General features: G+C 75.6%; 24 protein-coding genes and 3 tRNA genes. 14 read left to right on the top strand and 13 right to left on the bottom strand.

The features are described from left to right. Window positions 1–101 precede the first annotated feature (101 nt). The 8 genes from ACFTZA_RS06630 to ACFTZA_RS06595 all read left to right on the top strand — a co-directional run bounded on the left by ACFTZA_RS06630 (window position 102) and on the right by ACFTZA_RS06595 (window position 7,828). Entirely contained in the window at window positions 102–1,103 is a 1,002-nt protein-coding gene (locus tag ACFTZA_RS06630) for an ABC transporter ATP-binding protein (protein ID WP_378192077.1), read from the top strand. Further along, window positions 1,100–1,978, top strand: coding sequence for an ABC transporter permease (locus tag ACFTZA_RS06625; RefSeq protein ID WP_378192075.1), 879 nt, complete (start codon window positions 1,100–1,102; stop codon window positions 1,976–1,978). Before ACFTZA_RS06630 ends, ACFTZA_RS06625 begins: the two co-directional genes overlap by 4 nt. Beyond that, entirely contained in the window at window positions 1,965–3,251 is a 1,287-nt protein-coding gene (locus ACFTZA_RS06620) for a sensor histidine kinase (protein ID WP_378192073.1), read from the top strand. The genes ACFTZA_RS06625 and ACFTZA_RS06620 overlap by 14 nt, the downstream gene beginning before the upstream one ends. Then, a complete protein-coding gene (locus tag ACFTZA_RS06615) occupies window positions 3,248–3,949 on the top strand; it encodes a response regulator (protein ID WP_378192070.1) in 702 nt (233 codons plus the stop codon). The genes ACFTZA_RS06620 and ACFTZA_RS06615 overlap by 4 nt, the downstream gene beginning before the upstream one ends. 43 nt (window positions 3,950–3,992) lie before the next feature. Beyond that, window positions 3,993–5,012 carry an adenosine deaminase gene (locus tag ACFTZA_RS06610; RefSeq protein ID WP_378192068.1) on the top strand — a complete coding sequence of 340 codons (1,020 nt, stop codon included), beginning with the start codon at window positions 3,993–3,995 and terminating at the stop codon, window positions 5,010–5,012. A 64-nt stretch (window positions 5,013–5,076) separates the two neighbouring features. Continuing rightward, the gene (locus ACFTZA_RS06605) at window positions 5,077–5,409 is read left to right on the top strand and encodes a hypothetical protein (protein WP_378192066.1); all 333 of its coding nucleotides are present in this window, start codon (window positions 5,077–5,079) and stop codon (window positions 5,407–5,409) included. Continuing rightward, window positions 5,409–7,157 (top strand): sensor histidine kinase, encoded by a 1,749-nt coding sequence (locus tag ACFTZA_RS06600; RefSeq protein ID WP_378192064.1) that lies wholly within the window; start codon window positions 5,409–5,411, stop codon window positions 7,155–7,157. The genes ACFTZA_RS06605 and ACFTZA_RS06600 overlap by 1 nt, the downstream gene beginning before the upstream one ends. Next, window positions 7,154–7,828: a response regulator transcription factor gene (locus tag ACFTZA_RS06595; RefSeq protein ID WP_378192062.1), complete on the top strand. Its 675-nt coding sequence runs from the start codon at window positions 7,154–7,156 to the stop codon at window positions 7,826–7,828. The genes ACFTZA_RS06600 and ACFTZA_RS06595 overlap by 4 nt, the downstream gene beginning before the upstream one ends. 32 nt (window positions 7,829–7,860) lie before the next feature. On the opposite strand, the gene ACFTZA_RS06590 is transcribed toward ACFTZA_RS06595, so the two are convergent. Together ACFTZA_RS06590 and ACFTZA_RS06585 are read right to left on the bottom strand one after the other, a co-directional pair. After that, a complete protein-coding gene (locus tag ACFTZA_RS06590) occupies window positions 7,861–8,253 on the bottom strand; it encodes a hypothetical protein (protein ID WP_378192060.1) in 393 nt (130 codons plus the stop codon). Between the two features lie 105 nt (window positions 8,254–8,358). After that, the gene (locus tag ACFTZA_RS06585) at window positions 8,359–9,594 is read right to left on the bottom strand and encodes an aminoglycoside phosphotransferase family protein (RefSeq protein ID WP_378192058.1); all 1,236 of its coding nucleotides are present in this window, start codon (window positions 9,592–9,594) and stop codon (window positions 8,359–8,361) included. A 58-nt stretch (window positions 9,595–9,652) separates the two neighbouring features. Between ACFTZA_RS06585 and ACFTZA_RS06580 the strand changes: the two genes are divergently transcribed. Both ACFTZA_RS06580 and ACFTZA_RS06575 read left to right on the top strand, forming a co-directional pair. After that, entirely contained in the window at window positions 9,653–10,663 is a 1,011-nt protein-coding gene (locus tag ACFTZA_RS06580) for a hypothetical protein (RefSeq protein ID WP_378192056.1), read from the top strand. Next, on the top strand, window positions 10,650–11,036 hold the full coding sequence (locus tag ACFTZA_RS06575) for a GntR family transcriptional regulator (RefSeq protein WP_378192054.1): 387 nt from the start codon (window positions 10,650–10,652) through the stop codon (window positions 11,034–11,036). The genes ACFTZA_RS06580 and ACFTZA_RS06575 overlap by 14 nt, the downstream gene beginning before the upstream one ends. Window positions 11,037–11,052: 16 nt before the next feature. Here ACFTZA_RS06575 and ACFTZA_RS06570 read toward each other — a convergent pair whose 3' ends face one another. Next, window positions 11,053–12,216, bottom strand: coding sequence for an epoxide hydrolase family protein (locus tag ACFTZA_RS06570; RefSeq protein WP_378192052.1), 1,164 nt, complete (start codon window positions 12,214–12,216; stop codon window positions 11,053–11,055). 42 nt (window positions 12,217–12,258) lie between these two features. Between ACFTZA_RS06570 and ACFTZA_RS06565 the strand changes: the two genes are divergently transcribed. Together ACFTZA_RS06565 and ACFTZA_RS06560 are read left to right on the top strand one after the other, a co-directional pair. Beyond that, complete coding sequence (locus ACFTZA_RS06565) at window positions 12,259–13,221, top strand: helix-turn-helix transcriptional regulator (RefSeq protein ID WP_378192050.1); 963 nt, start codon at window positions 12,259–12,261, stop codon at window positions 13,219–13,221. A gap of 221 nt (window positions 13,222–13,442) precedes the next feature. Further along, window positions 13,443–14,432, top strand: a complete 990-nt coding sequence (locus tag ACFTZA_RS06560; RefSeq protein WP_378192048.1) for a L,D-transpeptidase family protein — start codon at window positions 13,443–13,445, stop codon at window positions 14,430–14,432. Window positions 14,433–14,466: 34 nt separating this feature from the next. On the opposite strand, the gene ACFTZA_RS06555 is transcribed toward ACFTZA_RS06560, so the two are convergent. Genes ACFTZA_RS06555 through ACFTZA_RS06545 form a run of 3 tightly spaced genes read right to left on the bottom strand, consistent with a single transcriptional unit; the run spans window position 14,467 to window position 18,440 of the window. Further along, a complete protein-coding gene (locus tag ACFTZA_RS06555; RefSeq protein WP_378192046.1) occupies window positions 14,467–15,714 on the bottom strand; it encodes a UDP-N-acetylmuramate dehydrogenase in 1,248 nt (415 codons plus the stop codon). 9 nt (window positions 15,715–15,723) lie between these two features. After that, on the bottom strand, window positions 15,724–17,061 hold the full coding sequence (locus ACFTZA_RS06550; RefSeq protein ID WP_378192044.1) for an MFS transporter: 1,338 nt from the start codon (window positions 17,059–17,061) through the stop codon (window positions 15,724–15,726). After that, the gene (locus tag ACFTZA_RS06545) at window positions 17,058–18,440 is read right to left on the bottom strand and encodes an MFS transporter (protein ID WP_378192042.1); all 1,383 of its coding nucleotides are present in this window, start codon (window positions 18,438–18,440) and stop codon (window positions 17,058–17,060) included. The genes ACFTZA_RS06550 and ACFTZA_RS06545 overlap by 4 nt, the downstream gene beginning before the upstream one ends. A 225-nt stretch (window positions 18,441–18,665) precedes the next feature. Here ACFTZA_RS06545 and ACFTZA_RS06540 point away from each other — a divergent pair, with 225 nt between their 5' ends. Then, window positions 18,666–19,805, top strand: a complete 1,140-nt coding sequence (locus ACFTZA_RS06540) for a substrate-binding domain-containing protein (RefSeq protein WP_378192040.1) — start codon at window positions 18,666–18,668, stop codon at window positions 19,803–19,805. Between the two features lie 39 nt (window positions 19,806–19,844). Here the strand turns inward: ACFTZA_RS06540 and ACFTZA_RS06535 are convergent, their stop codons facing one another. The 7 genes from ACFTZA_RS06535 to ACFTZA_RS06505 form a co-directional block, all read right to left on the bottom strand. Then, window positions 19,845–21,347, bottom strand: coding sequence for a Tat pathway signal sequence domain protein (locus tag ACFTZA_RS06535; RefSeq protein ID WP_378192038.1), 1,503 nt, complete (start codon window positions 21,345–21,347; stop codon window positions 19,845–19,847). Between the two features lie 156 nt (window positions 21,348–21,503). Beyond that, entirely contained in the window at window positions 21,504–21,956 is a 453-nt protein-coding gene (locus tag ACFTZA_RS06530) for a MaoC family dehydratase (RefSeq protein WP_378192036.1), read from the bottom strand. Next, a complete protein-coding gene (locus tag ACFTZA_RS06525) occupies window positions 21,953–22,420 on the bottom strand; it encodes a MaoC family dehydratase N-terminal domain-containing protein (RefSeq protein WP_378192034.1) in 468 nt (155 codons plus the stop codon). Before ACFTZA_RS06525 ends, ACFTZA_RS06530 begins: the two co-directional genes overlap by 4 nt. A 23-nt stretch (window positions 22,421–22,443) precedes the next feature. Continuing rightward, window positions 22,444–22,614, bottom strand: coding sequence for a 50S ribosomal protein L33 (gene rpmG, locus ACFTZA_RS06520; protein WP_075829179.1), 171 nt, complete (start codon window positions 22,612–22,614; stop codon window positions 22,444–22,446). An 86-nt stretch (window positions 22,615–22,700) separates the two neighbouring features. Next, window positions 22,701–22,777: transfer RNA gene (locus tag ACFTZA_RS06515), tRNA-Met, on the bottom strand. Window positions 22,778–22,838: 61 nt separating this feature from the next. After that, window positions 22,839–22,911 (bottom strand) — tRNA-Thr (locus ACFTZA_RS06510). A 173-nt stretch (window positions 22,912–23,084) separates the two neighbouring features. Beyond that, window positions 23,085–23,166 (bottom strand) — tRNA-Tyr (locus ACFTZA_RS06505). Window positions 23,167–23,309: 143 nt separating this feature from the next. Between ACFTZA_RS06505 and rarD the strand changes: the two genes are divergently transcribed. After that, window positions 23,310–24,341 carry an EamA family transporter RarD gene (rarD, locus tag ACFTZA_RS06500; RefSeq protein WP_378192032.1) on the top strand — a complete coding sequence of 344 codons (1,032 nt, stop codon included), beginning with the start codon at window positions 23,310–23,312 and terminating at the stop codon, window positions 24,339–24,341. Window positions 24,342–24,415 lie beyond the last annotated feature (74 nt).

Genomic DNA, 24,415 nt, shown 5'->3' with positions numbered 1-24,415 from the left:
CGCGCACCGGTGCCGCAAGCGCGCCGTCCACCGACCGGTGGACGACAGGTCCGGACGAACGGCCGTCGCGCACCGGCACCCGCCCGCAGCACGCTGGTCGCATGGACACCACACGTGGAGCGACAGGTGCACCGCGCGGCGCGACCGCCGTCGCGGGCCCGGCCCCCGCCCCCTCGTCCGCCCCGGCGGTGGAGGTGCGCGGGCTGCGCAAGCGGTACGGCGACAAGCAGGCCGTCGCCGGCGTCGACCTCCGGGTCGACCGGGGCGAGATCGTCGCCCTCCTGGGCCCCAACGGGGCCGGCAAGACGACCACGGTCGAGATCCTCGAGGGCTTCCGCTCGCGCGACGCCGGCGAGGTCCGGGTGCTCGGCACCGACCCGCAGACCGCCGGTCGCGCGTGGCGCGACCGCATCGGCGTCGTCCTCCAGGACTCACGGGACCTCACCGAGTTCACGGTCGCGGAGATCGTCGCGCACTTCGCCGGCTTCTACGCCGACCCCCGCGACCCCGAGGAGGTGATCGGGTCCGTGGGGCTCGCGGAGAAGCGCGGCACGCGCACGCGCCAGCTCTCCGGCGGGCAGCGGCGCCGGCTCGACGTCGCGCTGGGCATCGTCGGACGGCCCGAGCTCGTGTTCCTCGACGAGCCCACCACCGGCTTCGACCCCCAGGCCCGCCGCGCGTTCTGGGATCTCGTGCGCACGCTGCGCGACGACGGCACGACCATCCTGCTGACCACGCACTACCTCGACGAGGCCGCGCAGCTCGCCGACCGCGTCGCCGTCCTGCGCGACGGGGCCGTCGTCGCCCTCGACGCCCCCGACCGCCTCGGCGGCCCCCACGCCCGGCGCCCCGTCGTCCGGTGGCTCGACGGCGGCCTCCACCACGCCGAGCGCACCGACCGGCCCACCGCCCTCGTCACCGAGCTCGCGACCCACTTCCCGGGTGGCGAGGTGCCCGGGCTCGAGGTCGTGCACCCGAGCCTCGAGGACGTGTACCTCGAGCTCATCGGCGACGTCTCCCTCGCCGTCCCCCACCCCAGCCCTGCCCCGGGCGCGCCCACCGGTGCGCCCACCGGCACCGTCCAGCAGGAGGCACGACCGTGAGCACCGCCACCACGACCGCCCGGCCCGTCCGGCCCTCGACGCCCCGTGCGTCCGCCCTTCCGGGCGTCGCCCGCCTCGGCCTCGCCCGCACCGGCGCCGAGCTGCGCGGGTTCTTCCGCGAGCGCGACGCGGTGATCTTCGTCTTCACCTACCCGGTCATCATGCTCGCGATCTTCGCGACGGTGTTCGACGGCCAGGAGCAGGCGAACGGCGGGTACGGCGTGCCGTTCGCGCAGTACTTCCTGCCCGGGATGCTCGCCACGGGGATCATGCTCACGGGCTTCCAGTCGCTCGCGGTGTCCATCGCGGTCGAGCGCGACGACGGCACGCTCAAGCGCCTGCGCTCGACCCCCCTGCCCGCCGTCGCGTACTTCCTGGGCAAGATCGGCCTCGTGCTCGTCACGGCGGTCGTGCAGTCGGCGCTGCTGCTCGCGCTCGCGGCGTTCGCGTTCGACGTCCCGATGCCGTGGGACATGCCCGACGGCGCGGCACGCGTCGCCACGCTGGCGTGGGTGTTCGTGCTCGGCTGCGCGACCGGCGCGGTGTGCGGCGTCGGGTTCTCGTCGCTGCCGCGCTCGGGCAAGTCCGTGACGGCGATCGTGACGCCGGTCGTGCTCGTCCTGCAGTTCATCTCCGGGGTGTTCTTCGCCTTCTTCGCGCTGCCGTCCTGGATGCAGACCGTGGCGTCGCTGTTCCCGCTCAAGTGGATGGCGCAGGGCATGCGGTCGGTGTTCCTGCCCGAGCAGGCCGTCGCGCTCGAGCCGTCGGGGTCCTGGCAGCACGGCGCGACCGCTGCTGTACTGGTCGCATGGTTGGTCGTAGGTCTCGTCGTCGGTGTGCGCACGTTCCGCTGGCGCCGACGTGACGACGGCTGACGCTGCGGGCGCCCCGGGCCGGGCCGACGACGCCGTCGGCCCGGCCGAGGCAGGCCTCGACGGCACGTGGCAGCGCGACGTGCGCTGGTGGGACGCGGCGTTCTACGTCATCGTCGTGCTGAGCGCCGTCGCGCTGTACACGGTGCCGCTCAGCGGGACCCGGCTCACCGTCTCGCTGACCGCGACCGGCGTGCTGCTCGTCGCCTACACGCTGTGGGGGCGGCGCGCGGCGCGCACGCGCGAGCAGGGCCTCGCCCACCTCTACCTCGTCGTGCTGATCCTCGGCACGGTGGTCGTCGTCGCGCAGGACACGCTGGGCACGCTGCTGCTCTTCGCGGCGTTCACGCAGGTCTGGATGCTGTCGGAGCACCTGTGGGCGCAGGTCCTGCTGTCGGTCGTGCTCGCCGCCGGCACGGCGCTCGCGCTCGCGTGGGACCCGGGGGCGGGCCGGCTCGTGCCCGGCACGCTCGCGAGCACCGCCCCGCAGATGGGTGTCGCGCTCGGCTTCTCCCTCGGGCTCGGCCTGTGGGTCGCCCACACGATGCGCCAGGCGGAGCGCCACGCCCGGCTCGTCGACGAGCTCCGCGCGACGCAGGCCGAGCTCGCGCGATCCCACCACGCAGCGGGCGTCGCGGCCGAGCGCGAGCGCGTCGCGCAGGAGATCCACGACACCCTCGCCCAGGGCTTCACGAGCGTCGTCATGCTCGCGCAGGCCGCGGGCGCCGACCTCGAGCGGGGTGCGCCCGACGCCGCGCGGCAGCGTCTCGCGCAGGTGGAGTCCACGGCCCGCGAGAACCTCGCGGAGGCTCGCGCGCTCGTCGCCGCGACCGGCCCGGCACCCCTGCAGGGCGGCGGGACGCTCGTGGACGCGGTCGGACGCCTCGTGGAACGCTTCCGCACGGAGACGGGCATCGCCGTGACGGCCCGGCTCGACGACGTCACCGGGCTCTCGAGCGCGGACGAGGTCGTGCTGCTGCGCTCGGCCCAGGAGTCTCTGACGAACGTGCGCCGCCACGCGTCCGCCCGCTCGGTCGTCGTCGAGCTCACGCAGGACCGGGCGGTCACGCGGCTCGAGGTGCGCGACGACGGGCGCGGCCTCGCCCCGGACGTGACGGAGGGCTACGGCCTGCGCGGCATGCGTGAGCGCGTGGCGGCGGGCGGCGGGACGGTCCGGGTGGGCTCCGGTCCCGCCGGCGGGACCAGCGTCGTCGTGCAGGTTCCGGTCGTGAGCACGGCGGACGCGCACGGGGCGCGAGCGGGAGGAGCGGCATGAGCGGCACGGGCGGACCCGACGGACCTGACGGGACGGTGCGGGTGCTCGTCGTCGACGACCATCCGGTGGTGCGCTCCGGGCTGGTCGGCATGCTCACCGCGGAGCCGGACCTCGTGGTCGTGGGCGAGGCGGGCGACGGCGCGCAGGCGGTCGCGCTCGCGGCGGAGCTGGCGCCCGACGTCGTGCTCATGGACCTGCGCATGCCCGTGCTCGACGGCGTCGGCGCCACGAGCGCCATCCTCGGCTCCGGCGGGGGCCGTTCGCGAGGCGCCGGAGGGTCCGGCTCCGCCCCGGGCGGCGCGGCGCCGCGCGTCGTCGTGCTCACGACCTACGAGACGGACGCCGACATCCTGCGGGCCGTCGAGGCGGGCGCGACGGGCTACCTGCTCAAGGACACGCCGCGCGAGGAGCTCGTCGCGGGCGTGCGCGCCGTCGCGCGCGGGCAGACGGTGCTGGCGCCGAGCGTCGCGACGCGCCTGGTCACGTCGGTGCGGGGCGAGCGGCTCACGGACCGCGAGGTCGAGGTGCTGCGGCTCGTGGCCCGAGGCCTGTCGAACGCCGCGGTCGGGCGCGAGCTGTACATCGCGGAGGCGACGGTCAAGACGCACCTGCTGCGCGCGTTCGCCAAGCTCGGCGTGGACGACCGCACGGCTGCGGTGACGGTCGCCATGGAGCGGGGCTACCTGACGGGATCGTGAGCGCCGCCCGGCCGGGTGGGACGGGTCGTGCCAGACTCCCGGTGTGCGAGACCTGGCGACGCTCCCCAAGGCCCACCTGCACCTGCACTTCACGGGGTCCATGCGCCTGGGGACCCTGCGCGACCTCGCCGAGCAGTACGGCGTCCGGCTCCCGCACGCGCTCGTCGACGGCGACCCGCTGAGGCTGCCCCCGACGGAGCGCGGCTGGTTCCGCTTCCAGCGCCTGTACGACGCCGCCCGGGCGTGCGTGCGCTCCGAGGCGGACATGCGCCGCATCGTGCACGAGGCGGCGCAGGACGACGCGGCCGAGGGGTCGGGCCGGCTCGAGATCCAGGTCGACCCGACGTCCTACGCGCCGTTCGTCGGTGGGATCACGCCCGCGGTCGAGATCGTGCTCGACGCCGCGCGGTCCGCGAGCGCCGCGACCGGCACCGAGGTGGCGGTCGTCGTGGCGGCGTCGCGCACCCGCCACCCGCTCGACGCCCGGACGCTCGCGCGGCTCGCGGCGCAGTACGCGGGCGAGGGCGCCGGCGAGGTCGTGGGCTTCGGGCTGAGCAACGACGAGCGGCGCGGCGACACGGGCGAGTTCGCGCAGGCGTTCGCGATCGCGCGCCGCGCGGGTCTGGCGTCCGTGCCGCACGGCGGGGAGCTGCTCGGCCCGGCGCACGTGCACGAGGTGGTCCGCGAGCTCGTGCCGGACCGGCTCGGGCACGGCGTGCGGTCCGCGGAGGACCACCGGGTGCTGGACGACCTGGTCGAGCGCGGGATCGCGCTCGAGGTCTGCCCGGCGTCGAACGTGTCCCTCGGCGTCTACGAGCGTTCCGGCCAGGTGCCGCTCGGTGCCCTCGTCGACGCCGGTGCGCGCGTCGCGCTCGGGGCGGACGACCCGCTGCTGTTCGGCTCGCGGCTCGTCGCGCAGTACGAGACGGCCCGCGACGAGCACGGCTTCTCGGACGAGGAGCTGGCGGGGCTCGCGCGGTCGTCGATCCGGGCGAGCCGGGCCTCGACCGCCACGCGCAAGCGCCTGCTGGAGGGCGTGGACGACTGGCTCGACGCCGGGTGACCACGGCCGGGTGGCCCGAGGGACTTCTCATGTGCGTCTCATCCGGTTCTCGGATACTGGCTGCATGACTCGTCGGACCGTCGCCTGGATCGTGGGCGCTCTCCTGCTCGTCCTCGCCGGGACCGCTACCGCCGTCGCGGTGACGTCCCGTCCCGGGGACCGCGAGGTGGGCGACGCCGTCGTCGTCACGCCGGCACCGTCGACGGCGCCGGGCGTGCCGCCGTCCACCCCGGCACCTGAGCCGTCCACCTCCCCCGCGGACGACGTGGACCCGGTCGCTCCCGCCCCGCCGTCGGTCGATGACGACGGCGACGACGACGGGGACGACGACGGCGGCGACGACGACGACGGCGGCGACGACGACGGCGACGGCGCGGACGACGACGGGGACGACTGATGGCCTCGACGCCACGCGGCGCCGGGTCCGCCGAGGGCGGGACGCCGGACGACGCGCCGACCGCCGGTGAGCGCCGCCTGTCGGGCCTCACGGTCCGTACGCGCATGCTCGCCGCGTTCCTGGGGCTGTCGGCGCTCGCGCTCCTCATCGCCGGCGGCGCGGCCTGGTTCCTCCAGCGCGGGCAGGTCGACGCCCGCATCGAGGAGAACCTGCGGCGCAGCGCGGCCGAGCTGGCAACCCTCGGCGAGTCGGGCGTGAACCCGGTGACGGGCGAGCCGTTCACGTCGCCGGAGGACGTCGTCGTCGCCGCGATCCAGCTCGTCGTGCCGGCCCGGAACGAGGGCATCATCGGCCTGCGCCCGGGGCAGGCCCCGCTCGTGTCGCAGCAGGACGTCCAGGTGCACCTCGAGGACGACGCCGAGCTGATCGCCGCGGTCGCACCGTCCGTCGACGGCCCGAGCACCGCGCTCCGCTCCGTGACGACCGCGACCGCCGACTACCGGGTGCTGGTCGCGCCCGTCACCGTGGCCGCGGCGACGGGGAGCGCCGACGCCGCGGCGACGCCCGCCGCCGAGCCCGCGGCGCTCGTGCTGGCCTACGACCGCTCGGCGGAGCACGCCGAGTTCGCGCAGGTGTTCCGCACGTACGCGGTGGTCGCGCTCGGTGCCCTCGTGCTCATCGGCGTGGTCGGGTGGGTCGTCGCCGGTCGCCTGCTGCGCCCCATCCGCGTGCTCGCGCGGACGGCGCAGCGCATCACCGACACGGACCTCTCCGCGCGCATCCCGGTGACGGGCAACGACGACCTGTCGCACCTGTCGCGCACCGTCAACGGCATGCTCGACCGGCTCGAGGGGTCGTTCGAGTCCCAGCGCCGCCTGCTCGACGACGTCGGCCACGAGCTGCGCACCCCGCTCACCGTGGTTCGCGGCCACCTCGAGCTCATGGACCCCGGCGACCCGTCCGACGCCCGCGAGACGCGCGACCTCGCGCTCGACGAGCTCGACCGGATGCACCGCCTCGTCGACGACCTCGTCACGCTCGCGACGGTCGGGCGGCCCGACTTCGTGCGGCCGGCACCCACGGACGTCGGCCGCCTCACGGACGACGTGCACGACAAGGTCCGCACGCTCGGCGACCGCCGGTGGCGGGTCGACGCCCGCGCGGACGTCGTGGCCGACGTCGACGCGCAGCGCGTCACCCAGGCCCTGCTCCAGCTCGCGGCCAACGCGGTGAAGTTCTCGGAGCCGGGTTCGGTCGTCGCGCTGGGGTCGGCCGTGTCCGACGACGGCACGCGCGTGCGCCTGTGGGTGCGCGACGAGGGCGTCGGCATCGCGCCCGACCACGTCGGGACGATCTTCGAGCGGTTCGCCCAGGCCCCGGCACCGCGCGGCCGCGAGCGCCCCGAGGGTGCCGGGCTCGGTCTCGCGATCGTCAGCGCGATCGCCGACGGCCACGGCGGCCGCGCGCTCGTGGCCTCGACGCCCGGCGTCGGCTCCACGTTCACGCTCGACCTCCCGCTCGGGGCCGCCGCCGGCGCCACGGCGACCGCCCGCGACGCACCGACGTCGCGCCCCGGACCTCCGGCCGCGCCCAGCCCGGCCGGTGCGGACGGCACGCACGCCGAGGACCGCCGGACCGCTCCCACGGTCCCGACGGCGCCGACCGCGCCGACCGCGCCGACCCCCCTTCTACCCCCGCCGGCGGGCACGGCCGCGCCTGCTCCCTCCGACGGAAGGACCACCCCGTGAGCCAGATCCTCCTCGCGGAGGACGAGACCCGCATCGCGTCGTTCGTCGCCAAGGGCCTGCGCGCCGCGGGCTACGCGAGCACGACCGTGACGACGGGCCGTGAGGCGCTCGACCTCGTGAGCACGGGCGACTTCGCCCTGCTCGTGCTCGACCTCGGCCTGCCCGACCAGGACGGGTTCACGGTCCTGCGGCGCCTGCGGGAGACGGGGAACACCATCCCCGTCATCATCCTCACCGCCCGGTCCTCCGTGGCCGACACGGTCGCCGGCCTCGAGGGCGGGGCCGACGACTACATGGCCAAGCCGTTCCGGTTCGAGGAGCTCCTCGCGCGCATCCGCCTGCGCCTGCGCACCGAGCCGGCGGGCGACGTCACCGTGCTCAGCCACGGGTCGCTCAGCCTCGACCTGCGCACGCGCCGCGCCCGCACCGCCGACCGCGAGGTGGACCTGTCCGCGCGCGAGTTCGCGCTCGCCGAGGCGTTCCTGCGCAACCCCGGGCAGGTGCTCAGCCGCGAGCAGCTCCTGTCCCGTGTCTGGGGCTACGACTTCGACCCCGGGTCGAACGTCGTCGACGTGTACGTGCGCTACCTGCGCAACAAGCTCGGGGCCGAGCACTTCGTGACCGTCCGCGGCATGGGGTACCGGCTCGCCGACGCCGCGCGCCCCGCCTGACGGCCGGCGGGACGTGCCGCCGGCCGAGGCCGTCAGTCCGGGGTCTGCGGCGTCGGAGGCGTGCTCGGGGTGTCGGGCGTGCTGGGGGTGTTCGGGGTGTCGGCCGTGCTCGGGGTGTCGGCGGTGTCCGCCGTCTGCGCCGTCTGCGCCGTCTGAGCGGTGGGGGCGGTCTGCGCGGTCACCGTGGTGATCGACGACCCGTTCTGCACGGCGCTCGGGCTCGGGGCGGGCGCCGCCGCGCCGGCCGACGTCGTCCCCGCGCCGGCCGCCGTCCCGGCCGTGGTGGCGGTCCGGTCGACCTGGACGGAGGTCGGGACGGCCGCCGTGTCCGGGGTGTCGAACGCGCCCTGCGCCGTCGCGACGGTGGCGCCGAGGCCGACCGCCCCGAGGGCGCCGGTGACGATCCACGCGTTGCGAGCCTTCATGGTGTGTGTCCTTCGTGTCGTGGTGTGCGCGGCCTGTCGGCCGCGTCTGGTCCGTAGTCTTCCGAGGGCGGGTGAGAGGTCGAGGAGGCCTCGATGAGAGGGTTCTCAGACGGCGGGGCGGAGGTCTCGACCGGCATCGACGAGCCGCTCGGCGACGGCGAGCCACGCCTCGGCGAGCTCGCGCGTCGCGGCGCCCGACGCGAGCGACAGCACGACACCCGCCGCCCGCGAGCGCAGCGCGACGGGGTCGACGACGTCGTCGAACGCCGCGAGGCACCGTGCGACGAGGCCCTCCGTGCCGGCGTAGTCACCGGGCGACAGGCCGGGCAGGACGGCGAGGTGCGCGACGACGCACGCGAGGTCGTCCACCCGGTGGCCCGGACCGAGCGTGTCGACGTCGAGCAGCGTCTCCACGCGCTCCCCCGTGGCGTCGAGCAGCACGTTGGCGGCGTGGAAGTCGCCGTGGGTCGCGACGACCGGGCCGGGGTCGCGCGTCGCGACGGCGTCGGCGACCGCCTCGGCGAGGCGCGCGGTGCGCTCCGGGTCGAGCCCGTGCACCTCGCTCGCGGTGCGGGCGTACCGACCCACGCGCTCGGCCCAGGCAGGGCGACGCCCCAGTGACGTCGCGGCGGCGGGCAGCTCCTCGAGCGCACGCAGCAGCACGTGCGGGTCGACGGCCGTCGCGCGCCGCTCGGGCGGAGCGGCGGCGAGGACCTGGGCCAGCGAACGGCCCCGCGCCTCCTCGAGGAGGACGACGCCGTCGGCGGCCCACGCGAGGCACCGCGGCGCCCGCTCGGCGAGCAGGGCGTGCCGCCGGACCAGGGCACGCGCGCGGTCCGGCCGGACCACCTTGACGTACACGGCGCCGTGCGTCGTCCGGGCACGCAGGACCGCGCGACGCAGCGGGCGGTAGGCGACGATCTCGACCGCGTCGACCTGCTCGTCGTGCCCGGCGGCACCCAGCCGTCGGGTGAGCTCGGCCGTGTCGCCGGCCGCGGCGAGACCGGGGAGCATCGGGTCGGCGGGGTGACGCCACACGTGCAGGACGCGCTCGCCGTCGTCGAGCCGCGCGACACCCGGCCCGATCGCCTCGGGCGGCAGCGGCGCGGTGGTGGCGAGCAGGTACTCCGCCGCCTCGACCGCCCCGTCGCCGCGCGCGGCGACGACGTCGTAGCCCACGGTCACCTCGGCGCCCGGCCGGGCGTGCACCCGGTCGACGCGCCACGTGCCGAGGGACGCGCCGTCCGCGCCGAGCGCCGCCGCGAGGACGTCCCCGGCGTCGTCCGCCGTGAGCAGGTCGAGCCAGGTCCGGTGGTCGGTCGGGGCACAGGTGTCGGTCACCGTGCCAGCAGACCCGACGTCGGTGACGCGCGCGTGAGACGCGGATGAGAGGACTCTCATGCCGGGCTTGACGTGCCCCGGCCGGGCTGGGATCGTCGTCGCCATGCCGGTACAAACTTTGGCACAAAGCGACGGTGTCGACCTCTTCGTCCCCGCCGCCTACGACCTCGCGTGGAGCGCGGTCGTGCTGCTGCTCGTCGTGGGGGCCGTCGTCGCCGTCGTCCTCGTGGTGCGCGCGCTGCTGCGGACCCCGCCGGATCCGGTCTCCCTGCACGACCTCGCGGACGCCGACCCCGTCCGCCGGTCCGCGCGCCGGCACGCGGCGACGGTCGCCGGCGGGGCCGCGGGGCTCGCCGGACTCGTCGGGATCGTCGGGTCGCAGGCGGTCGCGACCGTCGACGGTCTCGCCGAAGGCGTCCTCGTCGGCCTCCTGCCCGCGCTCGTCGCGCTCGCCTTCCTCGCCGCGCACGCCGTCGGCGAGCGGACGTGGCCCAGCCCGCGGACGGCCGTGCGCTCCGCGACGCTCCGGCACCGCACGGTCGACGACGTCGCCCCACGCCGCCTGCGCCGCCTGACCTGGGCCCTGGCGACACTCGTCGTCGTGCTCGCGGCGGTCGGCGCCGCGACGGCCGGCGACGACGGACGGTCGGTCACGCGCGTCGCGGAGGCCTCGACCTCGACGGCGAGCCCGTACCCGGGGGCGTTCTACGGCGTCTGGCTCGCGCTCGGCGCCATGACGGTCCTCGCAGCCTCGGAGGGCGTGCTGCGGCTCGTCGCCCGCCGCCCGGCCGTGCCCCACGTGGGCACCCGCTGGGACGTCGCGCTGCGCCGGCTCTCCGCGCACCGCGTGCTGCGCGGCGTCCAGCTGGCGCTCGGCCTCACCGCCGCGGGGACGCTCGGCACCGGCGCGAGCGCGGCGGCCCGGGTCGGGTACCCGGGCGCCGTCGTGCTCGTCGCCGTGGCGGCGCTGCTCGCGCTCGCGGCGATCGCCGTCGTCGTGCAGCCCGCGCCGGACCCGGACGAGTGGGCCGGCACCACCGCCGACGAGGCCGCCCGTGCCGTCGCCTGACCTGAGGGTCGAGATCGACCTCGGCTCCGGGACGCCGCCGTTCGAGCAGATCCGCGCCCAGGTCGTCGCCCACGTCGCAGCGGGCCGCCTCGCCGTCGGCGACCGGCTGCCGACGATCCGCGCCCTCGCGACGGACCTCGGGGTCGCCCCCGGCACGGTGGCGCGCGCCTACCGCGAGCTCGAGGCGTCGGGCGTCGTCGAGACGCGGCGCCGGGCCGGCACGGTCGTGGCCGACGGCGCGTCCCCGGCGGACGTCGACGCACGCCGCGCCGCGCGCGAGCTCGCCCGGGCGGCGCGCGCGGCAGGCCTCGACGACGCGGCGGCGCTCGCCCTCGTCCGCGCCGCGCTCGCGGACGAGGGCCCGAACCTCTGACACGTGGAGCGCGGGGTCAGGAGATGCTGCGGAAGAAGGTGCGGAGGTCGTCCGCGAGCAGCTTCGGCTCCTCCATCGCGGGGAAGTGGCCGCCCTCGGTGAAGTCGCTCCAGTGGCTGGCCAGGTCCCACGGGTCCATCACGCGGCGCAGGAGCGGGTGGGTGTCGAACGCGGCCCAGCCTGCCGGGACGTCGGCGGCCATGGCCCACCCGAGCCCCGAGTGCTCGGACTCGTAGTAGAACTGCGCGCTCGACGCGCCGCTGCGGGTGAACCAGTAGAGGCTGATGTTCGCCAGGAGCTGGTCGCGGTCGACGGACTCGTCGGGTGACCCGGAGGCGCTGCTGGTCCAGCCCTGGAACTTCTCGGCGATCCACGCGAGCTGGCCGACCGGGGAGTCGGTGAGCGCCGGTCCGATCGTGTCGGGACGGTGGTTCTGCATCTCGAAGTACCCCCGTTCGGCGGCGTCCACGGCGCGCATCGCCTCGAGCTCGGCGACCTCGTCGTCGGACAGGCCGTCGGGGAGCGGCAGCTTGTCACCGACCATGCCGAGCAGCCGGCGCTCGATCCCGGTGTGCGTGCCGATGACGCGTTCCGGGTGGAGCGCCGCGAGGCGCCCGGCGATGCCCGATCCGATGTCCGTGCCGTGGGTCGCGAATCGCTCGTACCCGAGGCGCGTCATGATCTCGGCGTAGGCCTCCGTCGTGCGCGCCAGCTCCCACCCGGTCCCCGACAGCGGGGTGGAGAACCCGAAGCCGGGCAACGACGGGACGACGACGTGGAAGTCGTCGGCCAGCAGCGGGATCAGACGCTGGTACTCGACGAAGGAACCCGGCCAGCCGTGGTGGAGCAGGAGCGGGGTGGCGTCCGGGTTCGTCGATCGCACGTGGACCACGTGGAACGTCTGACCGTCGACGACCGTGGTGAGCTGGTCGAGCTCGTTGAGGGCCGCCTCCTGAGCACGCCAGTCGAACCCGTCGCGCCAGTACGCGGCGAGCTCCTCCAGGTACACCAGCGGGATGCCTCGGCTGAAGTCGGTGCGGTCGTCCCGGCCGGGGACGCGGTGCGGCCAGCGGGTCTGCGCGAGCCGGTGACGCAGGTCGTCGACGTCGGCCTGCGGGATGTCGATGCGGAAGGGCGTGAGGGCCGTGTTCTCTGTCATGAGCACCAGGTTCCTCGTCATTGCGGCAGCCTTTCTTCCGCGATCGCTGAGAAGATCGGGAACATGTTGGAGACCTCGGCCCGGCTGCTGGAGCTGCTGTCGCTGCTCCAGGTCAAGCGCGACTGGACGAGCGCCGAGCTCGCGGACCGGCTCGGCGTGAGCACGCGGACGGTACGCGCCGACGTCGGCAAGCTGCGGTCGCTCGGCTACCCCGTCGACGCACGCCCCGGCGTCGCGGGCGGATACCGGCTGGCCGCCGGGACGGCGATGCCCCCGCTGCTGCTCGACGACGACGAGGCCGTCGCCGTCGCCGTCGGGCTGGGAGCCGTCGCCACCCGGGGGCTCGGCGTCGAGGAGACCTCGCTGACCGCCCTCGCCAAGCTGGAGCAGGTGCTGCCGTCGCGCCTGCGCCGACGCGTCGAGGCGGTCCGCGAGGCGACGAGCGTCGTCCCCGACGTCGAACCGTCGCTCGATCTCGCGGTCCTGGGCGCGGTCGCCGCCGCGATCCGCGGCCACGAACGCCTGCGCTTCCGGTACACGAAGCCCGGGGGCAGCGAGATGGCGCGCCACGCCGAACCGCAACGGCTCGTCGGCTGGGGAGCGCTCTGGTACCTCCTCGCGTGGGACCTGGACCGGGACGACTGGCGGGTCTTCCGCGTGGACCGCATGACTCCCCAGCCACCGACGGGGGCGCGGTTCCGACCGCGCGTGATCTCGGAGGACACGGTCGTCGAGTACGTCGTCCGACGCGTCGTCCGGGGCTCCTGGAAGTACCGGGCGCGGGTGCTCGTGCACGCTCCCGCGGCCGACGTCGCGGCGAAGATCCACGTCCCGATCGACGTCGAGGCGGTCGACGGGTCGACCTGCCGCGTCGAGCTGGGGTCCGACGACCCGGACGGGCTGGCGCTGTGGCTGACCCGGCTCGACGTCGACGTCGAGGTGATCGAGGGAGCCGAGCTCGCGGCGGCGTTCGACCGTCTCGCGACGAGGTTCCGCCGTGCCGCGGGTGGCGTGCCCACGGGGTGAGGCTCGGGCGTCGGTCCGTCGACGAGTCGTCGCCGGCCGGCGCCCGCACGTCGGCAGGCGGAGCCGATTCGTGAGAGTGAGTCGCATCACGAGAGCATCACGATCTCGTGGGTACCCGCCCGGCGGCCGCGTCCGCCCGCTCCCTCCCCCGCATGATGGATCTCCCCACCCGACGTGCGGGTCAGCGCGCTCCCGGACGGGAGCGGACGGAGGAGGACGCCGTGGAGCACCACCGGCCGAGGAGTGCGTCGCACGACGACGCCCCGCCCCCTGCCCGCCACCGCGCACCCGTGGTGCGCGTGCTGCTCCCCGCCGCGCTCGCGCTCCTCCTGGCGAGCGGCTGCGAGGCCGGCGTCCCCGACCTGGAGCCGGGTCGCGCGCCGTCGGGCACGGCCTCGGTCGACGACGAGTCGACGACGACCCCCTCCCCGCGACCGTCGCCGTCGACGGCCACCGACGAGCCGGCCGAGGAGCCGTCGGACGGACCGGCCGAGGAGCCGACGCCGGAGACCACGAACGAGCCGGTCGAGCCGCCGGCGCCGTCGCCGAGCCCCACCGCACCGACGCCGGCACCCCCTCCCGCGGCCGAGCCGCCACCCCCACCGGAGCCCGAGCCGCTCGTGCGCGGAGCGACCGGCGAGCGCGTCAGCGCGCTCCAGGCGCGACTCGGCGAGCTGGGGTACTTCATCGGCCCGCCCGACGGCCACTTCGGGCCGGGCACCCAGCAGGCCGTGTGGGCGCTGCAGAAGGCCGCCGGGACCGCGCGCGACGGCGTCGTCGGCCCTGCCACCCAGGCGGCGCTGGACTCCGGCGTCCGGCCGCAGGCCCGCAGCGGCTCCGGCCGCGTGATCGAGATCGACCTCGACCGCCAGCTCCTCCTCGCCGTGGAGGACGGCCGCGTCGTGACGGTCGTCAACGCGTCGTCCGGCAACGGGGAACGGTTCGAGGCCAAGGGCCGCACCTACCGGGCCGGGACGCCGCGCGGCACGTTCCAGGTGGGGCGGCAGGTCGACGCGAACTACGAGTCGAGCCTCGAGCTGGGCAGCATGTGGCGCCCGAAGTTCTTCACGGGCGGCATCGCGGTGCACGGCTCCGGCTCGATCCCGCCCTGGCCCGCCTCGCACGGGTGCGTGCGGGTGTCGAACGACGCGATGAACTGGATCTGGGACGCCTGGGGCGCGCCGCCCGGCACGACGGTCCTCGTCTACTGACCCCGGCTGCCGGACCGGCCACCGGGTCCGCGCGTCAGAGCGACACGCCCACGAGCACCGGCTCGGGGACGAGCTCGACCCCGAACGCGTCGCGCACGCCGTCGCGCACCGCACGGGCGAGCTCGACGACGTCCGCCGCGCTCGCCCCGCCACGGTTCGTCAGCGCGAGCGTGTGCTTCGTCGACAGCGTCGCCGGGCTCGCCGTCCCGTGGACGCCGTAGCCCCGGCCGAACCCGGCGTGCTCGATGAGCCACGCGGCGGACGTCTTGACGAGCGTCGGGTCCACCTCGCCCAGGCTCGGGCCGGTGGTGCGGCTCGGGGTCGCGGAGCGCACCGGGTAGCGCGGCGCGTCGGCGGGCAGGAGCTCGGCCTGGTCCGCCGGGACGACGGGGTTGGTGAAGAACGAGCCCGCGCTCCACCGGTCGAGGTCCGGCGCAGCCGGGTCGTCGAGCAGCATCCCCTTGCCGCCGCGCAGCGCGAGGACGGCCTCGCGCACCTCCGTGCTGGGCGCACGCTCCCCCACCTGGACGCCGAGGCGCCGCGCGAGCTCCGGGTACCCGATCGGCGCGGACAGCGACCCGAGCCGCGTCTGGAACCCGACCTCGAGCACGACGTACCGGGGCGACGGGTACCAGGGCCCGGACGCCGCGCCGTCGCCGTCCGCCGGGGACGCGGCGTGCATGGACCGCTTGAGCACGGACGTGCGGTACCCGAAGCCGAGCTCGCCGAGGGCGAGCGTGCGCACGCGCGAGCGCTCGCGGTCCCACACGCGCACCGTGGAGACCACGCCCGAGACCTCCTGCCCGTACGCGCCGACGTTCTGCACCGGGGCCGCCCCGACCGTGCCGGGGATGCCGGACAGCGCCTCGACGCCCACCCACTCCTCGGCGACGGCGCGGGCGACGAGCGCGTCCCAGTCCTGCCCGGCGGGCGCGGAGAAGCTCGCCCCGCCGCACGAGTCCTGCGCCTCGACGACGACGCCCTGCCGCAGGTCGCGCACGACGACGCCCGCGAACCCGTCGTCCGCGACGAGGAGGTTCGACCCGCCGCCGAGCACGAGCAGCGGCTCGCCCGCGTCGTCGGCGGCGCGCACCGTCTCGACGAGCTCGGCCTCGGTGGTCGCCTCGACGTACCGGTCGACGGCGCCGCCGACCCGCAGCGTCGTCAGCTCCGCGAGCGTGGGGACGCCCACGGCCGCCGGGCGCAGCCCGGGTCGCGTCGCCGCGACGGCCGGTGCGGTGCCCGCGTCGGCGAGGCGCGGTGCGGAGGGTTCGCAGGTCATCCGGACAGCCTAGTTCGCGCGGTCGGCGGTCGACGCGCGGTCGTCGCCCTCGGCGTCCGCGGGCCGCGCGGCGGTGCCGGCCGCCGTCGGCAGCGGCCGGGCGGCGCCGACGACGAGGAGCCCGACGACGACCGGCACCGCGATGACGAGCAGCGCGGTGCGGTACCCGACCTCGTGGGCGAGGAAGCCGATGAGCGGCGGGCCGACGAAGAACGCCGAGTACCCGATCGTCGCGACGACGCTCACGCGCACGGCCGCCCGGCGCGGGTCGTCGGACGCCGCGCTCATGCCGACCGGGAACCCGAGCGCCGCACCGAAGCCCCAGAGGACCACGCCGACGAGCGCGACCCAGAGGTTCGGCACGAGGCCGAACACGAGCAGCCCGACGAGCGCCAGCCCCGCGGAGATCCGCAGCACCGCCACGCGCCCGTAGCGGTCGAGCAGCCCCGTGCCGAGCAGCCGCATCCCGGTCATCGCGGTGAGGAAGACGGCCAGCCCGACGGCCCCCATCGCGTTGTCCGTGCCGAAGCCGTCGACGACGGCGAGGCTCACCCAGTCGTTCGCCGCACCCTCCGTGAGGGCCGCGGCGAGCACGACGAGGCCGATGAGCAGCGTGCGCGGCTCGGTCCACGCGGACAGCTGGGACCGCGCGCCGCCCGACGGCGCGGGGGCAGCGGTCGCGGGGTCGGCGCCGCGGGCGTCGTCGGCGGTCGCGGACGGCACGGGCGACGCCGCGGCGTCGGGCACGTGCGCGCCACCGCCCGCGGGCAGGAACCAGCGCACGCCCCACAGCACCGCCAGGAGGCTCACGCCGACCGCGACGGTCACGTGCCACTGCAGCGGCACGCCCAGGGCCGCGGCGAGCGCGCCCAGACCCGCGCCCGCCATCGTGCCGAACGAGAAGCCGGCGTGGAAGCGCGGCATGATCGCGCGGCCGAGCCGCTGCTCGACGGCCGCGCCCTCGAGGTTCATCGCGGCGTCCCACACGCCCGTGCCGACGCCCATGAGGAACAGTCCCCCGCGCACGACCCAGTCCGCGCCCTCGGCGACCGCGAAGACGGTCGTCACGAGGCCCGCCGTGTTGACGACGGCGAACACGACGACGGCGCGCGCGGCGCCGAGCCGCTCGACGACCAGACCCGTCAGCGGCAGCGCGAGGAGCGAGCCGAACGCCGCGAAGAGCAGCAGGAGGCCCATCTGCGACTCGGCGAAGCCCAGGGCGTCGCGCACCGCGGGCAGGCGTGAGGCCCACGTCGCGAAGTTGAAGCCGTTGAGGAAGAACACCGCGAAGACGGCCCAGGCGGCGAGCACGGCGGCCCGCGGGGCGCGGTACGCGATGGAGGTCATGCGGACGTCTCCTGTCGGTGGGTGCGGCGCCCGGGACGGCGGGCGTGCGGGTCGGAAGGACGTGGCCGTCGGACGACGACGCGAGGTCGCCGGCGCCGGGCCGGGGTGTCCGGCGCGGGCGCGGCGGGGGCGACGTCCGGCACGGGACCATCTTCTCCTGTCCCGCGAGGAGCGGGCTCCGTGGCGGGGTGCAGGGGCGCGACCTGCCGGGCGAGGAGCACGCTGAGGACCATCGCGCCCACGATGAGGACGAGCGCGCGACGTGCGCCCATCGCCTCCGCGGCCAGGCCGAGCAGCGGCGGCGCGGCGAGCGCCGCCATCGAGGAGAACGCCGAGACGACGGAGACACGTCCTGCGGCACGCAACGGCTCGTCGGACGCCGCGGCGATGCCCACGGGGACGGCGAGCGCGGCGCCGAAGCCCCACAGCACCACCCCCGCGCCGGCGAGCGCGAGGCTCGGCGCGAACCCGAACAGCACGAGACCGGCGATCGACGTGATCCCCGACGCGCGCAGGACCGTGACGCGGCCGTAGCGGTCGATGAGTCGGGTGCCGGCCAGGCGCATAACGGTCATCGCGGCGACGAACGCGCCGAACACGACGGCACCGACGGCCTCGGTCTGAGCGAACCCGTCGACCACGGCGAGGGCGAGCCAGTCGTTGGCGGACCCCTCGGAGAGCGCCGCGGAGAGGATCACGAGGCCGATGAGGAGCGTGCGGGGCTCGCGCCACGCGCTCAGCGCCGCGCCGAGGCGCGCACCGCGGCGCGCGAGGCGTGCCCGCAGGCCGGCCGTCTCGACGTCGACGACCGCGTCGCCGAGCGCGTCGGCCGCGGACGGGACGTGCGTGGCACCGGGGGCGCGACGGTCGACGGCGGTGTCGTGCACGGTCACCGGGATCGCCGCGAGGCGCAGGGCGACGGCCACCGCGCCCGTGACGGCGAACTGGGCGAGCACCGGCACCTCGGCGTGCGCGCACGCGGCCCCCACGAGCGAGCCGAGCACGGCACCGACGGAGAACGCCGCGTGGAACTGCGGCAGGATCGTGCGCCCGGCGCGGCGCTCGATGCCGGCGCTCTCCACGTTCATCGGGACGTTGCCGAGCGCGAACGCCATGCCGTTGAGGAAGATGCCGGCGCCGAGGAGCGCGACGGAGCCGGTGGCGGGGCCGAGACCGAGCAGCAGGAACGCGGCACCGAAGAGTGCCGCGGACACGGCGAACGCGACCCGGCCGCCGAAGCGTGCGACGAACGGGCCGGCCGCCGTGACGGTGGCCAGAGCCCCGACGGCGCCCGCGAGGAGGACGACGCCCAGGTCGGCGGCGCTGAGGTCGAGCGCGTCGCGCACCGACGGGATCCGCGCGAGCCAGCTCGACATCATGACGCCGTTGAGGGCGAAGACGCCGAGGAGCGCGACGTGCGCACGGCGGAGCGAGGGCGCGGACGCAGAGCGCTCTCGAATCGATTCGATCCGAGAGGGGGAACGGCGCGTCGAATCGTTTCGAGGCACGGCATCAAGTGTGCGGGTACGCTGGCACGCGCGTCAATCGACATGCCGACGCGCCGCGCACGCGAGGCGCGTCGGCCGCGAGCAGGCAGGAGCGTGATGACCGGCACCGGGCACCAGGGCGGCACGGCCGCCGCGGGCCCCGCGGCGCACCGACCCACGCTCGCGACCGTCGCCGAGCGCGCCGGCGTCTCGGTCTCCACGGCCTCGCTCGCCTTCTCGGGCGCGGGCCCCATCACGCCCGAGACCCGCGACCGCGTACTCGACGCCGCGCGCGAGCTCGACTACACCGGGCCCAACCCGCTCGGCCGGCAGCTGCGCTCCGGACGGTCGGGCGTCGTCGGGGTCGTCGTCGGCGATCAGCTGAAGCGCGCCTTCCGCGACCCCGTGGCCGTGAAGGTGCTCGACGGGCTCGTCTCGACGCTCGGGGAGAACGGGCTCGGCGTCCTGCTCATCCCCGGCATCCCGTCCGACGACCCGCAGCGCGCCGTCGACCCGCTCGTCGAGAGCGCCGCCATGGACGTCGCGGTGCTCGTGTGGGGCGTCGGCAGCGACGACCCGACGCTCGCCGCACTGCGCCGGCGTGGCGTGCCCGTCGTCATCGGGGAGGGGCGCGCGACCGAGGGATCCCCCCTCGTCGCGATCGCCGACCGCGCCGGCACGGCCCAGGCCGTCCGCCACCTCGTCGACCTCGGGCACGCGCGCGTCGCGGAGATCTCGCTGCCGCTCGACAGCTCCGACCGCAGCGGACCGCTCGACGCCGCACGCCTCGCCGAGGTCGACCGGACCCCGACGGCGAACCGTCTCGCCGGGGTGCGCGACGTCGTCGAGCCCGTGGCGAGCTGGGAGACCGAGGCGTCCCTCGTCGAGCACGGGCGCTCCGCGGCGATCGCGCTCCTCGGGCGCACCACGGACGACGGCACGGTGGCCCCGCTCGACGCGGCGAGCCGACCCACGGCCGTGATCGCGCACTCGGACCTGCTCGCCGCCGGCGCGCTGCTCGGCGTCCGCGAGCTGGGCCTGCGCGTCCCCGAGGACGTGTCGGTCGCCGGCTTCGACGGCCTGGACCTGCCCTGGCTCGCGCCGGACGTGCTGACGAGCGTGGACCAGCCACTCGCGCGCAAGGGAGCGGAGCTCGGCCGCGCCGTCATCGGTCTGCTCGCCGGCGAGGAGCCGGGCACGGTCACGCTCGACGTCGAGCTCGTCGTCGGCACGACGACCGGGCCGGCACCCGCCTGAGGGCACCGGCCCGGCCGCGCGTCCCCGCGGCGCGACGGGTCAGCGGAGCCCGCCGACCTGGAGCGGGTTCGCGCCCGCCGCGGCCATCACGTACCACGCCGTCGCGCCGACGTGCTGGACCGGGAAGTAGCCGAACCCGAAGCCCGTGTCGAGGAGGCTCGACGCGGCCACCACGCCGGCGCGGGCCGGCAGCGGCGCCCCGCCCATCGTCTGGCCCGCACCGACGGCGTCCTGCGCGACACGCACCTCGCCTAGCAGCTCCGCGGCGCGCTCGCGGTCCTCACGGCCGCGCCGTCCCCACCCACGCCCGCCCCTGCTCCCGCGGTCGGCGAGCGCCGCCGCGAGCTGGGCGGTGCCCTCGAGCCACACGCCCTGCGGGTGCACGGGCTGTCCGTTGTACGACGCCGTCGACGTGAGGCTCGCGCTCGAGAACGTCACACCCTCGACGGTCACACCCTCCGGGAGCTGCGAACGCCCGTCGCCCGCGACGTCGCGGGTGGCGAGCGCGCTCCCCGCCCAGTCGAGCGCCCGCGCGTGAGCGCCCTCGCGCAGCGCGAGCCAGCCCCACGTCTGCGGGTCGAGCGGCAGCGGGGCGCGGTTGATCTCGGTGCCGTCGTTCGTCCCGGTGTACAGGTAGCCGCCGTCGGGCTCCCACATGCGGTCGACGAAAGCGCGCGCGTGGTCGCTCGCGCGTGACCAGCGCCGGTCCCACGTGGCGACGGCCAGGTGACGGAAGAACGCGACGCAGTCGACGTTGTGCTCGGTCGACCCGTTCGGCACCGGGGCGTTCCCCCCGTCGACGCCGAAGGAGAACCCGCCGAGCGGCCGCGACGACCAGGTGTTCGCCACGATCCACTCGCCGATGCGCACCGCACCGCGCAGGTAGCGCCTGTCGCGCGTCGCCGCGTACAGGTGCAGCAGGGCGATACCCGGCCACGCCATGTCGCCCACGGCCGTCCCGAGGAAGCCGAACTGCCAGCCGACGTTGGCCGTGCCGTCGGGCAGCACGAGCCCGTGCTCCTGCGGCGTGCCGTCGTGGAAGACGTACGGCCCGACGTTGTACGCCTGGCGCAGGCGGCCGTCGTCGTGCGCGGGGTCGTGCTCCTGCGCGAGGAGCAGGCCGTCGCCGAGCGCCCGGGCGCGGCCGAGAGCGGCCCGCCCGGCGGTGAGCGACGCGCAGATCGCGAGCGCGTTGTCGTAGACGAAGGCGGTGGAGAACAGGCCGAGCTGGTCGGCGTAGGACTGCGCGAGCCGTGGTCCCGGGTTCTGCGCGGGATAGGCGTTCGTCGCGACGTCGAGGAACGCGTGCGCGCGCCGGACGGACGCGAGCCCCGAGGGGCCGTCGTCGTGGGGGCCGCCGCGCCCGAGGACGGTCGCCGTGGGCGCGACGGCCGGCGTGGCGGAGGCGGGCGTGGCGAGCGCGCCCGTGAGAGCGGCAGCTCCGAGACCGGTGAGGGCGAGGAAGTGCCGCCGGTCCAGCCCGGCAGGTGGGCGTGGCACGCCGGTGTCGTACGCGGGGTGGTGGGCATGGGGCAGGGGCATGAGCGTCTCCTTCGACGTCGTCGAGCCGTGCGCGCCTACCGTAGTGGGAGCGTTCCCACCCTGGGAAGAGGTCCACGACGTGATGACGAAGCGAGGCTGGAGAAGCCGTCCGCCACGCTGACGCTCCGGACGAGACCGCGGCGTCGGCACGCGGGTTCAGAGCCGGACGACCGCCTGCGTCTTGCCCAGCACGCGCGCACCCTCGAACGTCACCGTGAGGTCGACGCGCACCGTGCCGGCGTCGGCGTCGATCGCCCCGACGGTGCCGGTGACCTCGACCGTCGCGGCACCCGGGTTCGGGACGGCGACGGGGCGCGTGAAGCGCGTCTGGTAGTCCACGACGGCGCCCGGGTCGCCGGCCCAGTCCTCGACGAGCGCGACGGCCGCGCCCATCGTGAACATGCCGTGCGCGATGACGCCGGGCAGCCCGACCTCCGCCGCGAACGCGTCGCTCCAGTGGATCGGGTTGAAGTCGCCGCTCGCTCCGGCGTAGCGCACGAGGCGCGCCCGGTCGACGTCGACCGTGCGCGTGCCGACGACGTCGCCGACGTTCAGCTCGGCGAGGACCGGACGCGCGGAGGCCGTCCCTGCGGGCTGCTCGGTGCTCATGCGCCCTCCCCCCGGACGGCGAGCGTGGACGTCACCGTCGCGACCGGCGACCGCTCCCCCGCCTCACCGTCCGTCTGCGCGAAGATCTCGCAGCGCGTGGTGACCATGGCGAGGCCGGCCCGCTCGACGATCGAGTCCACGTGCAGCACGGTCACGAGCTCGTCGCCAGCGACGATCGGCCGGTGGTGCGTGAAGCGCTCGTCGGCGTGGACGACGCGCGAGAAGTCGATGCCGGCCTGCGGGTCCTCGATGAGCTGCGCCTCGGCGCGCTGCGCGACGACGACCGCGAAGGTGGGCGGTGCGACCAGGTCCGGATAGCCCGCACCCCGCGCCGCCACGAGATCGTGGTGCACGGGGTGCGTGGAACCGACGGCGGCGGCGAACTCGCGCAGCTTCTCCCGGCCGACGGAGTACGGGGCGTTCGCCGGGTACTCGCGACCGGCGAAGTCTGCGTTGATCGCCACGGGTCGGGTGCTGGACCGCTGGGTCAGCGGGTCTCGCGGTGCGCGGTGTGCTTGCCGCAGCGCGGGCAGAACTTCGCCATCTCCAGGCGGTCCGGGTCGTTGCGACGGTTCTTCTTCGTGATGTAGTTGCGCTCCTTGCACTCCACGCAGGCCAGCGTGATCTTGGGGCGAACGTCAGCGCTCTTGCTTGCCACGGTAGTGAGCCACCTCTCGCGCCTCCGGAGGGCGCATGTGCTGTGCAGGCCGCACGACGCCGGCCGCCGTACGGAGTTGTCGATAGTGGTAGCGGAGGCGGGGATCGAACCCGCGACCTCACGATTATGAGTCGTGCGCTCTAACCATCTGAGCTACCCCGCCGCGTGACTGAACGCGAGGCCGCCTCGCGGAATTCCCGCAAGACGGCCCCGCGTCACCACAGAGCCCCGAAAGGGAATCGAACCCTTGACCTTCTCCTTACCATGGAGACGCTCTGCCGACTGAGCTATCGGGGCAGCGCGGAAAACTCTACACGCATCGGGCCCCGCCGCGAAATCGGCGAGATCTCGCCGATCGTGCGCCCCGGCCCGCTGCCGCACACCCGGTCCCGGCCGCACGTCGACCGCCAGGAGTGGCGAGCGACAACGACGACGGGGCGCCACCCGTAGGTGGCGCCCCGTCGCTCCGGTGGCAGGTGAGGGATTCGAACCCCCGAAGGCTGAGCCGTCTGATTTACAGTCAGATCCCTTTGGCCGCTCGGGCAACCTGCCGTGTGGAGTTGTCAGCGCGGACAGCCTACACATCGTGCAGGTGGCCACGCGGGCGAGCCCACGATACAGCCCGCAGGACCGCTGGCGAAATCCGCTCGGCGCCGCGGCCTGGCGACGTCCGTGGTCGCTCCTACAGTGGTCCCGTGAACGACCCCGCTCCCCTGCCGGAGCACCCTGCTGCCACCTCCGGCGCCGCAGAGCGCCCGTCGACCCCGGCCGGGTCCGCGGCGGCCCCCGAGGCCCCGGGCACCGCCGTCGGGCCGGTCGACCGTGCGGGCCTGCTCGCCGGCGCGAGCGCCTACCTGCTGTGGGGCGCGATGCCCCTCTACTTCCCGCTCCTCGAGCCGGCAGGCCCGCTCGAGATCATCGCGCACCGGATCGTGTGGAGCCTCGTCGTGTGCGTGGCGATGCTCCTCGTCGTGCGACAGCTCGGCCGCTTCGTGCGCGTCCTGCGCAGCCCGCGCACGCTCGCGCTGCTCGGCCTCGCCGCGGTGCTCGTCGCGACGAACTGGACGATCTACGTCTACGGCGTGCTGTCCGGCCACGTCCTGGACGCCGCCCTGGGCTACTTCGTCAACCCGCTCGTCACGGCGCTGCTCGCCGTCGTCGTGCTGCGCGAGCGGCTGCGCCCGGCGCAGTGGGTGGCGCTGTCGATCGGCGCGGTGGCCGTCGCCGTCATCACCGTCGGGGTGGGGCGCGTCCCGTGGATCGCGCTCGGCGTCGCCTTCAGCTTCGGCCTCTACGGTCTCGTGAAGAACCGCACGGGGCGGACCGTCGAGGCGCTGCCCGGCCTCGCGGCGGAGACGGCGACGCTCGTCCCGCTCTGCCTGGCGTACCTCGCCTGGCTCGCCGCGACCGGCACGGGCACGTTCACGCCGTCCGAGCCCGCCCACGCGCTCCTGCTCGCCTCGTCCGGGCTCGTGACCGCCGTGCCCCTCCTGCTCTTCTCCTCCGCCGCGCGGCGCATCCCGCTGTCGCTCGTCGGCATGCTGCAGTACCTCACCCCGGTCCTGCAGTTCCTCTGCGGTCTCCTCGTCTTCCACGAGCACATGCCGCTCGCGCGCTGGGCGGGTTTCGCCCTCGTCTGGGTCGCGCTGGCCGTCCTCAGCACCGACGCGCTGCGCTCGGCCCGCGCCGCACGGCTCCGGCGCTCGGTGCCCCCGGTCAGCGGCTGAGCCTGTCGTCCGAGCAGCCGTGCGCCGTCGTTCACGACGACGTCGCCCCGGGTTCACGGTGAGCCCCTAGCGTC

The sequence above is a fragment of the Cellulosimicrobium sp. NPDC057127 genome, from assembly GCF_042670945.1.
Taxonomy (GTDB): domain Bacteria; phylum Actinomycetota; class Actinomycetes; order Actinomycetales; family Cellulomonadaceae; genus Cellulosimicrobium.
This window is presented reverse-complemented; position numbering and strand designations above follow the sequence as displayed.

Bases quoted from the DNA above. Each gene is read 5' to 3' on its own strand.
- ACFTZA_RS06555 (WP_378192046.1), bottom strand. From the start codon at position 15,714: ATGACCTGCGAACCCTCCGCACCGCGCCTCGCCGACGCGGGCACCGCA.
- ACFTZA_RS06550 (WP_378192044.1), bottom strand. From the start codon at position 17,061: ATGACCTCCATCGCGTACCGCGCCCCGCGGGCCGCCGTGCTCGCCGCC.
- ACFTZA_RS06535 (WP_378192038.1), bottom strand. From the start codon at position 21,347: ATGCCCCTGCCCCATGCCCACCACCCCGCGTACGACACCGGCGTGCCA.
- ACFTZA_RS06615 (WP_378192070.1), top strand. From the start codon at position 3,248: ATGAGCGGCACGGGCGGACCCGACGGACCTGACGGGACGGTGCGGGTG.
- ACFTZA_RS06545 (WP_378192042.1), bottom strand. From the start codon at position 18,440: ATGATGTCGAGCTGGCTCGCGCGGATCCCGTCGGTGCGCGACGCGCTC.
- ACFTZA_RS06630 (WP_378192077.1), top strand. From the start codon at position 102: ATGGACACCACACGTGGAGCGACAGGTGCACCGCGCGGCGCGACCGCC.
- ACFTZA_RS06590 (WP_378192060.1), bottom strand. From the start codon at position 8,253: ATGAAGGCTCGCAACGCGTGGATCGTCACCGGCGCCCTCGGGGCGGTC.
- ACFTZA_RS06580 (WP_378192056.1), top strand. From the start codon at position 9,653: ATGCCGGGCTTGACGTGCCCCGGCCGGGCTGGGATCGTCGTCGCCATG.
- ACFTZA_RS06565 (WP_378192050.1), top strand. From the start codon at position 12,259: ATGTTGGAGACCTCGGCCCGGCTGCTGGAGCTGCTGTCGCTGCTCCAG.
- ACFTZA_RS06605 (WP_378192066.1), top strand. From the start codon at position 5,077: ATGACTCGTCGGACCGTCGCCTGGATCGTGGGCGCTCTCCTGCTCGTC.
- ACFTZA_RS06540 (WP_378192040.1), top strand. From the start codon at position 18,666: ATGACCGGCACCGGGCACCAGGGCGGCACGGCCGCCGCGGGCCCCGCG.
- ACFTZA_RS06530 (WP_378192036.1), bottom strand. From the start codon at position 21,956: ATGAGCACCGAGCAGCCCGCAGGGACGGCCTCCGCGCGTCCGGTCCTC.
- ACFTZA_RS06600 (WP_378192064.1), top strand. From the start codon at position 5,409: ATGGCCTCGACGCCACGCGGCGCCGGGTCCGCCGAGGGCGGGACGCCG.
- ACFTZA_RS06570 (WP_378192052.1), bottom strand. From the start codon at position 12,216: ATGACGAGGAACCTGGTGCTCATGACAGAGAACACGGCCCTCACGCCC.